Origin of the sequence: Marinifilum flexuosum, from assembly GCF_003610555.1 — a bacterium.
Taxonomy (GTDB): domain Bacteria; phylum Bacteroidota; class Bacteroidia; order Bacteroidales; family Marinifilaceae; genus Marinifilum; species Marinifilum flexuosum.
This window is the reverse complement of the sequence record NZ_RAPQ01000008.1, coordinates 1,630,315-1,645,393: the sequence shown is the minus strand read 5'-3', so window position 1 is coordinate 1,645,393 and position 15,079 is coordinate 1,630,315. Positions and strand designations below refer to the sequence as shown.

The window sequence follows — 15,079 nt, the reverse complement described above, 5'->3', positions numbered from 1 at the left end:
TTATCTTTTTTTCATTTTACCTTTGTAGCCAATCATTTCTGCTAGCTTTTTTATGGCAATACCCATTTGTGTATCTACAGTATTTACAGATACTTTCAGTTTTTCAGCCACTTCTTTATACTTCATGCCTTCAAAACGAATCATCAGAAAAACTTCTCTACACTTGGGTGGTAAACTTTCAATGCTTTGAGTAATCTTATCCTGTAATTCCTTTGCAATAATTACATCTTCGGCTGTATTTTCCTCGCTTATTTTATTCGAGACTGATTCATCAATAGAATCTTTACCAACCTTTTGCTCTTTATTGATACAGTTTAAGGAACGATTCTTTACACTAATAAATAGATAATTATCAAGATTTTTCACTTCCTGTAGCTTCTCTCTATTCTGCCAGACTTGATAAAATACATCAGCAACAACCTCCTCTGCCAAATCTTTGCTTTTCACCAATACAAAAGATGCTGTTAAAAGCCTATCGTAATAAATATGAAAAAGCTCATCTAAAGCACGCTCATCAGAATCAACAGATAGTCTTCGAATCAGAAAATCAATATTTTGGGTATGATTTTTCAAGGGTTAAGTTTTCTTAAGTGGTTAATATAGGCTGGTCAAAGATGCAAAAAATCTTATAAAGTGAAAATTTCAAATTAAAATGTCATTACAATTACAGTCAATCTACCTACATGACCTCTTATATTCATTCCGCTGTTTTTCAGCCCCTTACAATACAACCCAAGTCCCATACTACAAATATTTCTATTGTGCTCAATTACACTCATGTCACCCTCATGCTATTTTGTGGGGGCCACATTTTACTTCATCCTGACTCTTCCAAAAACCACACGGCTCCAAGCATATCAATCAAAGACATTCACAAAATTTACAAAAAAAACCGCCTCAACTGAGACGGCTTATGATTTTTTATGTTTTACTTTTATTATGCAGCTTTCTGTGCATCTAGTTTTTTAGTCACTCTACCGTAAACGATTAAGGCAATTGCTGATACTGCAGCAATTCCAACAAAATAATACCAAATATAATGTGCATTTGCCGATGCTACTTCCCATTCTGCTCTACTATCAAATAATGTTGGATCAGGACAATACTTTGTTAAAAGAACACCTGATAATCCAAATCCTAAAATGGAAGATACAAAAGAATGCAAGTGACTAAATCCTAAATACAAACCTTCTTCACCTTTAGGAGCTTGCAAAGAGAAGTACTCCAGGAATCGAGGAGAGATAAATGATTCTGCCAATCCTTGGAATACAATACCTACAATCATCATAAATGCTACCGGATGCATACTAAACAATCCCAAATCAACAGACTCTACATTTAGTAAGTTACCAGCTGCCATACACAAAGCAGAAACTGGCATAATAAACATCCCAATGGTCATGGATAGAAGTGCAGTACGTTTTGCCATTAACTGAGTAATCAATCCTACCGAAAGTACTACAACCAATGGATTTACATTGGCATACCATGATGGAGAAGCTCCTTCACCTGCCATACGCAATACATATTTAGGCATGGTTGCATACAACTGATGCTGCACCATCCAGAACCCTGTAACAATAAGAATTAACGCAACCAAACGACCATTCGCAATTACTCTTGTTAATGCTTGCCAAATCTCATTTAATGATTTTCCTTCACCCTCTGTTTTTGAAGTCTTAAAGAAGAAGAATACTGCAAAAACGGCTGCCAAGGTCATTGCTGCAGAAAAGAAGTTTAGGTTTACCAATCCTTCGTTCCCCATAGCTTCACGCAATGGTTTTACAATGGTTTTTCCCGAGAATGAACCAATGTTTACCATCATATAAAAAATAGAAAATCCCCTTGCACGATTCGATTCCGTTGTCTCTTTGGCAACTGTACCGGTAATTACAGATTTAATAAACGACCCTCCAACCATTATCACAATAACAATTGGTACAATCATCCATTTCCAACTCGTTTTTTCTAATCCGGTAAACTTGGTTACTTCGGTATATTCAACCAAACCAGCAGCTTCCAACATGGTTGGTAAAATTGCTAATCCTGCATAACCAATACTTAGTAATGTGAAAGCCAACAACAAGGCTTTTCTAAAACCCATTTTATCAGCTAAAGCTCCACTAAATGTAGGTAAAAGATACAAACCTGCTGAAAACAGACCTGAAATCATTGCTGCCTCGATATCAGTAAAACCTAAAATTCTTGAAAGGTATATGGTTATAACAATGAAAACTCCATAGTATGCTGCTCTTTCTAAAAGCTCAACAGAATTGGCCACCCAAAAAGCTCTTGAGAACTTTTCTTTTCCCGTACTCACTTGTTCTGCACTCATTTTAATTCTTTATTTAATTTTATTTTAAGGTATAGTTGTCCGTAATATTGGGCGTTAAAAATAGATCACCACATTGAATTTCGCAAGTAGGGATTCTCCTATTTTTTGCCCAAATCAAGCCTGTAAATCAGTATAAATTTTAAAAGAATATTTACTCGCAAAAAATATGCCGCAACCAGTGGATCGAAATAATCCAATAATTACGGCATTAACCTAACTTAAAAATAAAATATTTTGCTCTGCTACACGCTTATTTTTGCCATAGCTTCATTGTAGATTCAACATCTATTGCTTCTGCCAGAATAGATATCGGATGTTGAACTTTGCTAGATGTTGACATTTCTATTTGCCATTTACAGGTTTCACAATCTGTGGCAACAAAATCAACCTTAGAGTTTTCTATCTGATCGAATAAAGGCTTACCAACTTCCTGAGATGTTTGATAATTTTCTTTCTTAAATCCATAAGTTCCCGCTATCCCACAACATTGTGACTCAAGCTGAACCAATTCAACTCCTGGTATCATTTTCAAAAGCGAAGTGGAATAAATAGACCAACCTAATTTTTCCATGTGACAAGGAGTGTGATATGCAATTCTTTTTTTGTAATTCTTTTTAAATACCAAATTCAATTTTCCTTCATCAATCAATCGGAATAAGAAACGTGTCGCCAATTCACTATCATTTCTTATTTCCTCATTTTTTACTCCTAATAAATGAGGGTATTCATCGCGAATGGTAAATATACAAGTTGATGATGTTGAAATCACTGGCATCTTTTTATCTACAATTGATTTCTTGAATGCCTCAACATTGTGTTTGGCTTGTTTGGTTGCCTGTTTAATTAATCCATTAGAAATTAATGCAACACCACAACATTTTTCCTTCTCCAAAAGGTGTACACCATAACCTGCAGCATTCATTACCTTAATCAGGTCTTTACCCTGCTGAGGGAAGTTATAATTCACATAGCAGCCATGAAAATAACTAACATGCTTTTTGAACTCTTGCTGTTTCTTTTCTGCATATCTGCGATACCAGGTTTCAAAACGCAAACCTGTATACTTTGGAAACATGCGATGATGATCGATCTTTAACACACTATCCATTACTTTACGTACTGGCTTCAGCGCAACTGCTGTATTCACAATTGGAGCAAATGTACTCGCCATGGTTCCTACAATATCTGTATTCGCAAGAATCATATCGCGAAGTTTTGGTTTGCTCTTGCTATACTTTATGCGAGCAGATTGAATAATATCTCCAATTTTAACTCCTGAAGGACAAGCAACTTCGCAGCGCTTACAATTTAAACACAACTTCAAAGCCTCATCATAAAACTCTGGATCTTTTAATCGCATTCTCTCCCCATCAGGCCCCGATTGTTTTGGTCCAGGATAATCAGGATTTACTTCCAATACCGGACAATAAACGGTACAGATTGTACATTTGACACATTGTTCAAAGTTGTTATCACTAACGTTATATGGTTCAAATATTTCCTTTTTCATTGTCCTGTTATTTTAAAATTTGTTCAGCCGCATGAAGAGATGTAAGTAAACTTATACCTGCTCCACTTCCTTCTTTAAGAGGATTTGCTCCTCCCAACACAGAACCTGCCACATATAAATTTTCTACAGGTTCACCATTCATCAACGCTCGAAATTTCTGATCGGTTTTTACACCGTAATGCATAAACGCCTGATCGTTAAAGATCTTTTCATCAAACCATTTTTCACGATTGCTATCGCCATCAATATCTAAACCAAAAATTGGTTCGTATAACTTATCGTGAGTTGCCACAATTCCTTTGCTGTAAAAACTTCCACTTGCCAAAATAAATTGGTCTGCTTCAAATTTTATATCTCCATGATTATTGGTTCTAATCTCCAATAACCTGCCATTTTCAAAAACTCCTTCTTCAACATTATCTCCCAACAGATATGTTCCTCCCAATTCCTGAAATCTTTCACGCAATGTAATCTGTGTTCGAATACCTGGAACCGAAGGTGGTATGGCTGGTAACAAAAGAACTGGCTTTTCGATTTTCTCTTTTAGCTTATCTGCAATTGTCTTGTTAAATAATCCAAATACAGCAGGAAGAATTACCACATCAAATCCATCACTTAGGACATTTGCTTTCTGAGCAAATTCCTCAATAGCATTTTCTTTATCAAATTCTTTCGCAATATTTGTTGAACGCATTTCGCTAGGATTTTTACGAATTGCATCAAACTGTTTCATCGAAACAGTTTTGATTTGTGCGTGAACATCAAACTTTTTTAATCCATCTTTAATGAAGAGTGTATGAAAATCAAGAAATCCACTAAAGTTTAAGATTACTGCTTTTTTCCAGGGAAAACTGTCCTTTTGATCGAAACTGGTAAAATCACTTAAAGTCAACCAAGTTGGTTTCATTACACCCATAGGCGTTAAAGTATAGTGATTTCTATCGGCTTGACCATTTAAATTTAAACCCGAACGAACCAACAAATGCAAAGCATCATTTGTTAATCGTTCTATTTTATCTAATCCTACCCTTTTGTATGGATGATTTTCAGGCAAGCTTTTCATGCTTTCCAAAGGGTTTGTAACCTCTTCTCCATTTGCCTTACCCAATAAATCAAAAGAACCCGAAAAGAAATGAATTGCACTTTGACCAGATGAAACAATCGCACATTTTTTTCCCTGCTCCGCCAATTTAATTCCACATGTGAGTCCGCTTAACCCACCACCTATTATAATGTTATCGAATTTCATACTCTTGCTTAATTGTTATCTGGTTTCAATCCATATATCCCTTCATAAATCCAGGATGTAAATTGAATTTCATTAATCGTTTCTCCCCATGCAATTGGCGACATTCCTTTCCATCTCTCTTGAAGAAAGTTTGCCAAATCATCTTTTGCTTTCCCTGGCTCTTCCATCGATTCGCAAAGAAGACCTGCTGCACGACAAGCACACAACTCACCCTGGCAAGTTCCCATTCCAACACGAGTTCTACGACGCAAATCAATCAGGTTATTAACATGCAATTCATTAATCGCGTACTTTACTTCCCCAATCGAAACTCCTTCGCATTCACAAACCATTGAATCTTCATTTTCATCGCCTTGGGCTATTTTGTGAGCCAATGATCCATGTCTATCCTTTGCCGATTTTTGAGTAATACCATTAATTGAATAAACTTTCTGGCTTACATTGTTTAATGTTTCATCACTTTTTTCAGATCCCGGTAATGGAATGTTGGCCGTTTCACATTTCTTATCGACATCTAATTTTTTACAAATCAAATCTGTTGCTTCTTCAGCCATTAAGCGATAAGTCATCAGCTTACCTCCAGTAATCGTAATGAAACCTTCCAGGCCATCTCTTTCCTTGTGATCCATCAATACAATACCACGACTAATACTTCTTCCGCTTGGGTCATCATCGGCAGCAACCAATGGACGAACACCTGCATAAGCACGAAGGATACGTGTAGTGGCCAAGGATGGAGAAAGCTTTACTCCTTCTCTTATCAACACATCCACATCATCCTTGGAAACATACATATTGTCTATTTCTTCAATTGGAATTCGCTCTGATGTGGTTCCAATCAAACAAATGGTATCTCCTGGAACAAGTATATCCGCATTGGCAGGTTTTCTACACCTGTTCAAAACCATTTTATTTACACGATGACCAAAAATCAGAAGAGACCCCTTTGCAGGAAACATATTGATGTTAACTCCAGCAAACCTGGCAATATTATGTCCCCAAATACCAGCAGCATTGCAAACAATTTTTCCGTAATATTTTGCTTTTTCCTTTTTCTCATGATCGAATAATTCTACTCCATTCACACGATCTTGATCTTTCAAAATATCAACAACCTCATGCTGAGTTAAAATATCGGCGCCTTTCAATTTGGCATCCAATGCATTTGACATGGTCAAACGGAAAGGATCAACCGATCCGTCAGGTACTTTAACTGCTCCAATTATATCTGGATTTGCTGATGGCTCCATACGAAGTGCCAACTTAGGATCTATAATTTCTGTTGAAATCCCAGCACTTGAACAAGCATCTACAAATTGAGATTGAAATGCAATGTCATCTTCTGGTAGTGTAAGAAATAGTCCATTGTTCTCTTCGATGCAATGGTTTGCAATCTTTCGGAGAATCATGTTTTCCTCAATACATTCAGCTGCCGATTCATGATCGGTTACTGCGTATCTGGCTCCACTATGTAATAAACCATGATTTCTTCCTGTTGCTCCAGTGGCAAAATCATGACGTTCTACCAGCAATACACTTAATCCTCTCATCGCACAATCCCGCGCTGTCCCTGCACCTGTTGCTCCCCCTCCGATGATAATTACATCATATTCCTTGGATCTATTCTTATTCATGATGAGTATTCTTATTTCAATATCTTTTTATTCAGCTTAACGAAGATTTTTATAAATCTTAGAATACAAAGATATACATCATACATAGCATTACAAAGTATGTCTTTAAAAAATATATTTTGCATTAACCAAAGCTTAGTTTAAGAATGTATTTCCCATAGAATTATTGCATCAAGAACATTCATGAATACAAATACTAGAAATATATGTATAGCAAGACTTTACAAAAGCTCCAACCCTTACCATCAAATAGATTTTTCAGGAAATAAATTGGCCTAAAAACAGATTAGATAGATTGCATCTAAATAAAAAATTTTAAATATTTACTGGTAAAACCAAGATAAAAAATAAGCCAAATCATTAAAATGATTTGGCTATTTGCTATGACGCAGGCATTAAATCTGACAAAAATACCTGCTAACATTCACTTTATTAAAAGTAATTTTATTTAGGTGTTAATAGTTACAAATTTTAATTCTCATTCAACAACCAATTTCTTCCATATTCGGGAGTAGAAAATACCTTTAATTGATAACGATCAGAAGTATTATTTTGAATTCGAATCATTCCAAATGCTGTATCAAGAGGATTTCTTCTAATCAAAGCGTGCCTAACAAATAAATGCTGCCCCAGCTCCGACTCCATAATCAAACCTAATTTTTTAGCATCATCAACATCATATTGCAGCTCTGCCGAACTTGCATCTTCTAATATTCTAACACCATTGGCAACAGTCACTTCTTTTAAAAGGTTTAAACAATATTCCTTCATTTGAGAAAATTGTATTTTTCCAGTCATCATTACATCTAACAACCCAATTTCAGGCCTGTACTCCACTTCAATCATGATAATTCCCGTTTTTTTAGCTTACATACTATAGACAATCATTTTTAGTTTTTGGGTGAACAAACTTGTAAAAAAAAAGAGCTATCCTCTCGAATAGCTCTTTTCCTTATATTTTCTTATCAATTCTAGTTCACTGATACACACTTAACAATTCCTTTTTCGGCAGAAGCCAAATAAAGATTGTCATTGGTATCAGAAATCATTGGAATGTAGGAACATCCTTTTACCAACTCTTCGATTCCAGCTATTTGTTTTGCTCCTGCATTGCTGTATACTTTAATACGTGTAGGGTCTTTTTCAACCGTTACAATAGCACCACTGTTTAATGAAGCTACAGAAACAGGATTACAACATCCGTGGAAATCATTCAATGTTTTACCTCTTTGACCGAATGTTAAAATACTTTCACCAGAAAAGTTAAATCCTTGAACACGGAAAGCTCCCAGGTTAGCAACCAAAATTTCGTTTTTCGCGTTTACCGAGAAATCAAGGATACCACAACATGGACGCATATCTTTCATTACCGGACCAGCTTCTCCGTTGGTTTTATTAAACATGGCAAGTTTAGCACCTCTGTAATCAGCAATCACAAGCTTGTTGTCAATTATTCTTGCTCCAGTTGCTGTAATTACATCTTTCAAAACATACTTTGCTTTTTCCTTTCCATTTTCATCAAGAACAACACACTCTACCGATTTAGGCATCATTCTTTTAATTTTTCTACCACGTACTTTCTTCTCTACTTCTTCCTGAATGGCACATAGTAAATAAATATTGTTATCAGTATCAATGGCTAATGATGAAGGCTTACCATTAAAAGTTGGTTTCATCGTTTTTAAAACTTTTCCATTTGGATCGATTACCTGAATACTACCATCTTTCTTTAAAGCACAAATGTTATTATTTTTAAATGTTCCCAGATAAATAATATCAGTTAAAGCTTCCCCTTTAAATTTCTTATCAACCTGGTAAGAAACATTCTTTACATTAGCCATTAACTCTTTAATACTAACATCTTTTTCCCCTTTTTTAGCCATTTCTGCAAGGGTGCTAATAATAGTAGCGTTCTTTTGAATTTGAGGATCCATTGCAGCAACCATTTTCTGAGCTTCCTTATAGTTCTTGCCGGAAAGCTCTCTAACTACAAGGCTTGCAGCATGAGCAGAAGCTGGATATTCCTTAATGAACTTCTCATTTAAAGCTTCAATTTCTTTTTGCTGAGGCTCTAACTTTTTCATTAATTCTTCAGCTTGCTCTTTAGTGTTACCAGGCTTATAAAGCTGAGCCATGATGTCTTTATACTTTGCACGAATTTCATTGCTTTGCTTCTGATAAATCGCATAAGTATCATGCTCTTTACTTCCTGTAACTTTCATGTTTGCGAAATCTTTCACATCAGCAGTTACGCTTATAGGAGCATTTTCCACATAGATTTGTGCATAAGTATTGGTTTCTGCAATTGCAAAATAACACAAGGTAGGAATTGGATAATCTCCCTTGATTTCAAACTTACCCTCTTTAATAATTGCAGTATCTTTTTGCATACCGCTAGCAGTATAATGCGCTAATTCCAATTTTGTACCATCATCAACACCAGTAATGGTACCTGATAAAATCATTCCTGATTTTGTTTCTTTCTTGGCATTGTTACATGCAAACATTCCCAGCATGGCAGCCAGGACAACTAGTAGGTTTAATTTAAATTTCATCCGTTTAGAGTTTCTTTTTTTGTCGGATGTAAGCCGCAAGATCAAAATCATTATTGTCTTATATATTTAACAATCATTTTAATCATGCTCGTTTCATCAGATCAGTTTATAAATTTGTTTTTTTGATTGGGTAAAAGTGGTTTGACTCCCCTAAATGATTTGCCAAACCACATATTAAGTTGTTAAAAATAATCAATAAATTATTTTTAAATTACATTTTTTCAATTTCTTCTTTTAATGCCATTACACGCTGGTCGTTTTTACCACCTTTCTCGGCATTTTTAGAGATAAATGCATTGATATTTTCCAATGCTTTCTCTTTGTTATTTGATTTTTTATACAAACTTGCTAGGCAATAGTAACCTGCTAACATTTCACTATCCTCTTTCATATAATCTTCAACTGCAGTAATTGCTTTTCCATAAATACCAGCGCCTTCGAAAGCAGGATCCATTGCTACACGGTAAGTGGTATTGATTAAGATGCTTGATCCCATTCTCTTATCGGTCTTCAAAGTTTCCTTAGCCGATGAGATCTGTTTGTTGAACCAGGTATCATACTCTTTGTGCGCCAAGTAATAAGTAGAGTACCAATTGTCCTCCATCATCTTTTGCTGAGGAGATGTAAAGTCTTTCTTAGCTTCTTCAATTGCTGATTTTAATTCATCAATTGTTCCTGTTTTAGCAATGCCAGATACATATTTGTTCACAGTAGCTCCAATAACATCATCATAATTCTCCTGACCGATTTCTTCCTCTGCAATAAACTTATCTTTGTTGGCAATAATGTACTTATAGGTTTCACTTCCAAATTCCAAAGCATCTGAATAACCAATCACAGTAATAACTTTTTCATTTTGAGTTAAATTTTGTGGTAATTACCTTTTATTAAATTTCTTTTTATACTCTTAGGACACATTAAATTGTAAAATGTGTGAATGAAAGATTGATTTTTTAACCTTAATTAACCTAAATGAAGTATAATTAGATTCAATTATTTTTGATGAACTCCATTTGTGAATAATTGTTTTGAGAAAATAAATACTCACAATAATAATATCTTTGAACCCATCAAACATACACAGAACAAAAATCTAATCCAAGTAAAATGAGAATCGTTCAGCTTATAATTCTTAGCCTTGTATTTTTTTCATGCAATAAAAATCAAAATCGCACCAGTAGTAAAGTTGCTGAAAGTAAACAATCAGTGGAAAGTCCCGAAGCATTTGCACAATACCGTGATATCACAGGTTTAGTAGATGCGGAAGAGTTTTACCGACTGATACAAACTTGCGATAGTGTTAAAATTTACGACATTCGGCCAAGAGAAGTATACATATCGGAACCCAGAATTAAGGGAGCCAAATTAATTTACGATTTCAGCTATTTTAGAGAAGCGCTTCAATCTTTGCACCGCGATCATCAAATCATGGTATACTGCGGTAAAGAACTTCGAAGTCCTGCTGCTGTTACCGCTTTGGTAAAATTGGGCTTTAACAATGTATATGAATTGCAAGGAGGATTAGCAGCATGGAAAAACAAAAGACTTCCTTTGATAGATACGGATGGATGTGAGTACAAATATTCATCAATGAAATAGTTTTCTTTTTCATGTGCAAACCACAACAAGCAACTATCAAATTGTTACTTAAACAAGATAATTTGCTTTCAAAAATCAAAATTAAAGGTTTTTTAACAAATAATTTCTTCTTTTCATTCACCCATTTCTAACAATCGACTGTTATTATATTGTAATTCGTAAAACAAATAAACAGCTTAATCGCTAAGGGGGAAAAATGAAGAAGAGAGAGATTGCCGTAGCAAATAGTGCAATGGATTTTAAAGGCGAGAATGAGAATGCTAGTAAAGACAGCAAAACAAACATTAAAAGACTTGCTGTTGTATTCATTCTATTAGCTTTTTGCATGCCACTAAGTAAAAATGTGCTGGCAAATAAGGAAGAAAAAATTAAACCGGGAAAGAAACAAGCTACACTGATTCTGTCGGATGGTAGTAAGTTAATTCTGGGTGCAAGTAGCGATACCATTGTAAGTTCAAAAACAACTGGTATCCGTATTATTGTAGATTCTACCGGAATCAATTATATCTCGATTGATAGTTTGAAGAAAGTACATAAAATCCACAATGTGGATTCAGTAAAAACACAAAAGCCGAAAAAGAAATAGGCGATTGACAATAAATCATTTTGTGTTTGGATTAAAAAGGAAAGAGCTCGAATCGAGAGATCTTTCCTTTTTTATGTTTTGTTTTTTTAACTTTTCGTGGAGACTAGCTCAAACAAATTGTGTGTAAAGGCGAATAAGTTATTAGTGTATAAAAAAACAGTCATTCCTACATTCAATTGACCAAGAAAAGATAATGAGGCTATAGAAATACCTATAATTTCGTTAACATGATCTACTTTACTTGTAATAAATTAAAATTTGATTACCCACTATATTCCATATAACATCATTCTTAATTAATCTCAACATTAGTCTATTAATAGTAATATCATTACGAATACAACACTATTTTAAACACTCAATATAAGTCCTAATCATAGGGTCATTTTTCACTATTCTTCTTTAGAACATAGATTTTCCTCTCTTTTTTATCTAAAAAGGTTTTTATTACAAGATACTTATGAGCAAATGATTTATTCGTAAGAAATTCAGTATTTCCAATCACATAACTACTATCAGACAAATGGTTATCAATATCTTCCAAAGATAACTCTTCAGGAAATTTATATCCCAAGTATCTTAGATTTGGGGAATCAAATTTACACAAAAAATAGTATGCGGGAGATATACCTTGAAGATAAACTTTCGAATAAGTTAGGTTAGCATCGTCAAAAATTTGACGCTCCTTATTTTGTATCACATATCTTTTAGGTCGCTTACTACACTCTCGAATCAATTGAATGGAAGCGGGTAAAATAAAGAAAATAGCCAGATAGATTGCTATTTTTCGAACATTACAATGTCCCTGATTATATTTTTTTGCAATCAACAAAATAAACAACATCAACACATAAGGAACAATTAGTTGATAATAATGTCGATAGGCTGCAAAGTACAATTGCAAAAAAGAACAAATTGCCAAAAGTGAAAATGCGATTATTTTTTTATCCTTCCAATCTGATCGAGAAGTTTTTAAGAAAAAAGGTAAAAACACAAAAGGAAACTGTAATAAAAACAGGCTAATGGATGCTATAAATTTTTTAAATGAATAATCAACCCCAGTTATTTTTCCATTACCAATTATATAATCAATTCCTGCAAAACGTTTTAAAATATCTATAATTGATAATTCATTTACAAAATGTTGAAAACTTAAAATGACAAGCAATGGAAGAAAAAAGCCAGTACCGACCAGTATCAAGCGGTAAACCATTTTTCTTACCGAATTGATATGAATAGATATTAAAACGAGGATTCCGGGAACAATAAACAAAGCATATTGCTTGGAATAGAATGCTAAAAATACTGCAAAACCGGAAAAAAAGAAAAGCAAAGCCCTATTATGTTTCACCCCAACAAGGGCAAACCATATTGCTGCAAGTTGAAAAACCAACACAATTGGCTCCAATAAAAAATGCGTACCTTGTTGTGTAAACAAAGCTAACAACAACAAGATACTATACAACACACGCATTGGTTTATCGACTCCGAGACACCCAATAATCTTGTAAAATAAAAAAACAGATACAACATATATAAACAACAAATATAAAAACAACAGCGATCCTTCCATCTGCGGATAAATCAGAAATGGTAATGAATATACATACATTCCCATTGGAGTATAACCACATCCAATATCTTTAAAAAAAGAAATGCCTTTAGAAAGGTCATATGCTATTTTCAAGTAATAACCAGAATCACTACCCATCCAAGGATACCACATAGCTGCAACAACAAAAACAGCAATCATGCATAAAAACACACCAGTAATCTTAGCTTCTTTATTCATAACTGTTCATATTAAATTGATTTAAAATTTTATCTAAAAAGAAAGGATTGTTGACATTTTCGCTTCTCCTAGCGAAACAATAAAACCACACTTTATGTATAATACATCGCCAAAGATACAATATTAATGGAAATAGCCTAAAGCTTACAAACAAGAATATACAGTCTTAGGTTCAAAAATATTATTCTTACTTGAAAACCCTGACTTATTAACACTTATTAACACTTATTAACATTTTATTGATAAAATATTATAAATAATAAAATACTTTTGCCCTTAACAGAAAATTCATTCAACTAACATTAAAACAACTCATTTTTTGTGCTATGAAATTTTGGAACTATTTAGACGAATTGAAAAAAGAACAATCTGCCACAATGAATGCTATTCAAGAAGTTCTTAATTCGGGACAGTTAATATTAGGTGAGAAAGTAAGTGAATTTGAGAAAAAATTTGCCAATTACAGTCAAACAAAGTACGGAATTGGTGTAGCCAATGGAACAGATGCTTTATTTCTGGCTCTTAAAGCATTAAAAATTGACAACGACAGTGAAGTAATTACCGTAGCAAATACAGCAGTACCAACCGTATCAGCTATTGTTTCAACTGGAGCTACACCTATTTTTGTTGACATTGACCCACAAAGCCTTCTTATGGATGTAAACAAAGTGGAACAATTGATAACGTCAAAAACCAAATGTATTCTTCCAGTTCATTTATATGGACAGTGTGTAGACATGGAACCATTAAAAATTTTAGCAAAAAAATACAATTTGTACATTGTTGAAGATTGTGCCCAAGCTCATGGTGCAAGCTATAAAAATCAAAAAGCCGGAAGCATGGGTGATGCAAGTGCTTTTTCATTTTATCCTACAAAAGTTTTAGGCACGTATGGGGATGGAGGTCTAATTTGCACGAAATCCTCTATTCTCTCAAACGAATTAAAATCACTTCGTTTTTACGGAATGAAAGAAGCGTACAGTGCAGAAACACACGGCTACAATTCTCGATTAGATGAATTACAAGCCGCCATACTATTAATAAAATTCAAACATATTAACCACTACATAAAACGAAGACAAGAAATCGCTGCAATTTACGACAATGCATTTTCTTCTCTTCCTTTACAACTTCCCATCGTTGGCAACAACAACGAACATGTATATTATCAATATGTTTGTCGTCATACCAAACGCAACAAAATTGTAGCTGCATTAAAGAAACAAGGTATTCCTGTAGCTATAACCTATCCCCACCCAATCCATCTTATGAACGGATATAGCCAATTAGGATATAAAATCGGAGATTTACCTATCACAGAACAAGCGGCTAATGAAGTATTTTCATTACCTCTTTACCCTTCTATGCCTAACAGTGACATTGAGCAAGTAATAAAAACTGTTCAAAAAACAATCAAATACGTCTAATACTAACTTTTTTTTGCACGAGTACGTGTATCCCGCTTTTTAATTGTCACAAGGTTAATAAAACTAATGAACTTATGACACAATCTATTTCAAACCAGGCACATCTATAACATATACCTCTACTTCATATTTGAAGCTAAAAGGTCTTGCAAAAGAGCATGATGTTGAGGTTGTTCTGAAAAAATTAGCAAAGAATTAACTTGGTAGCATATTACTAATACAAAAGCCGGCTGACAAGTATTTTTCATAAAATCGACAGAGATTATTAGTAATAATAACTCGATGAATTCTGTTTCAATTTCAATCGCAGAGCTAATAAACAATCTGTTTGATAAATTTATAGTTGCATGTGCATCAAGAAATAACATTAGGTGTAAATGCGAATAAGCATA

The 15,079-nt window shown here is 34.1% G+C and carries 12 protein-coding genes; 3 read left to right on the top strand and 9 right to left on the bottom strand.

The features are described from left to right. From BXY64_RS06735 to BXY64_RS06700, 8 genes are all read right to left on the bottom strand, one after another. A complete protein-coding gene (locus BXY64_RS06735; RefSeq protein WP_120239132.1) occupies nucleotides 1-573 on the bottom strand; it encodes an RNA polymerase sigma-70 factor in 573 nt (190 codons plus the stop codon). Between the two features lie 364 nt (nucleotides 574-937). Further along, nucleotides 938-2,335, bottom strand: coding sequence for an MFS transporter (locus tag BXY64_RS06730; RefSeq protein ID WP_120239131.1), 1,398 nt, complete (start codon nucleotides 2,333-2,335; stop codon nucleotides 938-940). A 250-nt stretch (nucleotides 2,336-2,585) separates the two neighbouring features. Next, nucleotides 2,586-3,845, bottom strand: a complete 1,260-nt coding sequence (gene glpC / locus BXY64_RS06725; RefSeq protein ID WP_120239130.1) for an anaerobic glycerol-3-phosphate dehydrogenase subunit GlpC — start codon at nucleotides 3,843-3,845, stop codon at nucleotides 2,586-2,588. A gap of 7 nt (nucleotides 3,846-3,852) precedes the next feature. Beyond that, nucleotides 3,853-5,094, bottom strand: coding sequence for a glycerol-3-phosphate dehydrogenase subunit GlpB (gene glpB / locus BXY64_RS06720; protein ID WP_120239129.1), 1,242 nt, complete (start codon nucleotides 5,092-5,094; stop codon nucleotides 3,853-3,855). An 8-nt stretch (nucleotides 5,095-5,102) separates the two neighbouring features. Then, a complete protein-coding gene (glpA, locus tag BXY64_RS06715; RefSeq protein ID WP_120239128.1) occupies nucleotides 5,103-6,728 on the bottom strand; it encodes an anaerobic glycerol-3-phosphate dehydrogenase subunit A in 1,626 nt (541 codons plus the stop codon). A 471-nt stretch (nucleotides 6,729-7,199) separates the two neighbouring features. Beyond that, nucleotides 7,200-7,574 (bottom strand): hypothetical protein, encoded by a 375-nt coding sequence (locus tag BXY64_RS06710; protein WP_120239127.1) that lies wholly within the window; start codon nucleotides 7,572-7,574, stop codon nucleotides 7,200-7,202. 125 nt (nucleotides 7,575-7,699) lie between these two features. Beyond that, nucleotides 7,700-9,283, bottom strand: coding sequence for a DUF4369 domain-containing protein (locus BXY64_RS06705; RefSeq protein ID WP_170150593.1), 1,584 nt, complete (start codon nucleotides 9,281-9,283; stop codon nucleotides 7,700-7,702). 211 nt (nucleotides 9,284-9,494) lie between these two features. Then, nucleotides 9,495-10,121 carry a hypothetical protein gene (locus BXY64_RS06700; protein WP_120239125.1) on the bottom strand — a complete coding sequence of 209 codons (627 nt, stop codon included), beginning with the start codon at nucleotides 10,119-10,121 and terminating at the stop codon, nucleotides 9,495-9,497. A gap of 269 nt (nucleotides 10,122-10,390) precedes the next feature. Between BXY64_RS06700 and BXY64_RS06695 the strand changes: the two genes are divergently transcribed. After that, nucleotides 10,391-10,882 carry a rhodanese-like domain-containing protein gene (locus BXY64_RS06695; protein WP_120239124.1) on the top strand — a complete coding sequence of 164 codons (492 nt, stop codon included), beginning with the start codon at nucleotides 10,391-10,393 and terminating at the stop codon, nucleotides 10,880-10,882. Between the two features lie 196 nt (nucleotides 10,883-11,078). Further along, complete coding sequence (locus tag BXY64_RS06690; protein ID WP_120239123.1) at nucleotides 11,079-11,468, top strand: hypothetical protein; 390 nt, start codon at nucleotides 11,079-11,081, stop codon at nucleotides 11,466-11,468. Between the two features lie 382 nt (nucleotides 11,469-11,850). On the opposite strand, the gene BXY64_RS06685 is transcribed toward BXY64_RS06690, so the two are convergent. Beyond that, entirely contained in the window at nucleotides 11,851-13,260 is a 1,410-nt protein-coding gene (locus BXY64_RS06685) for a hypothetical protein (protein WP_120239122.1), read from the bottom strand. Nucleotides 13,261-13,586: 326 nt separating this feature from the next. On the opposite strand from BXY64_RS06685, the gene BXY64_RS06680 reads away from it, so the two are divergent. Further along, nucleotides 13,587-14,687, top strand: a complete 1,101-nt coding sequence (locus BXY64_RS06680) for a DegT/DnrJ/EryC1/StrS family aminotransferase (RefSeq protein ID WP_120239121.1) — start codon at nucleotides 13,587-13,589, stop codon at nucleotides 14,685-14,687. The last annotated feature ends 392 nt before the right edge of the window (nucleotides 14,688-15,079 follow it).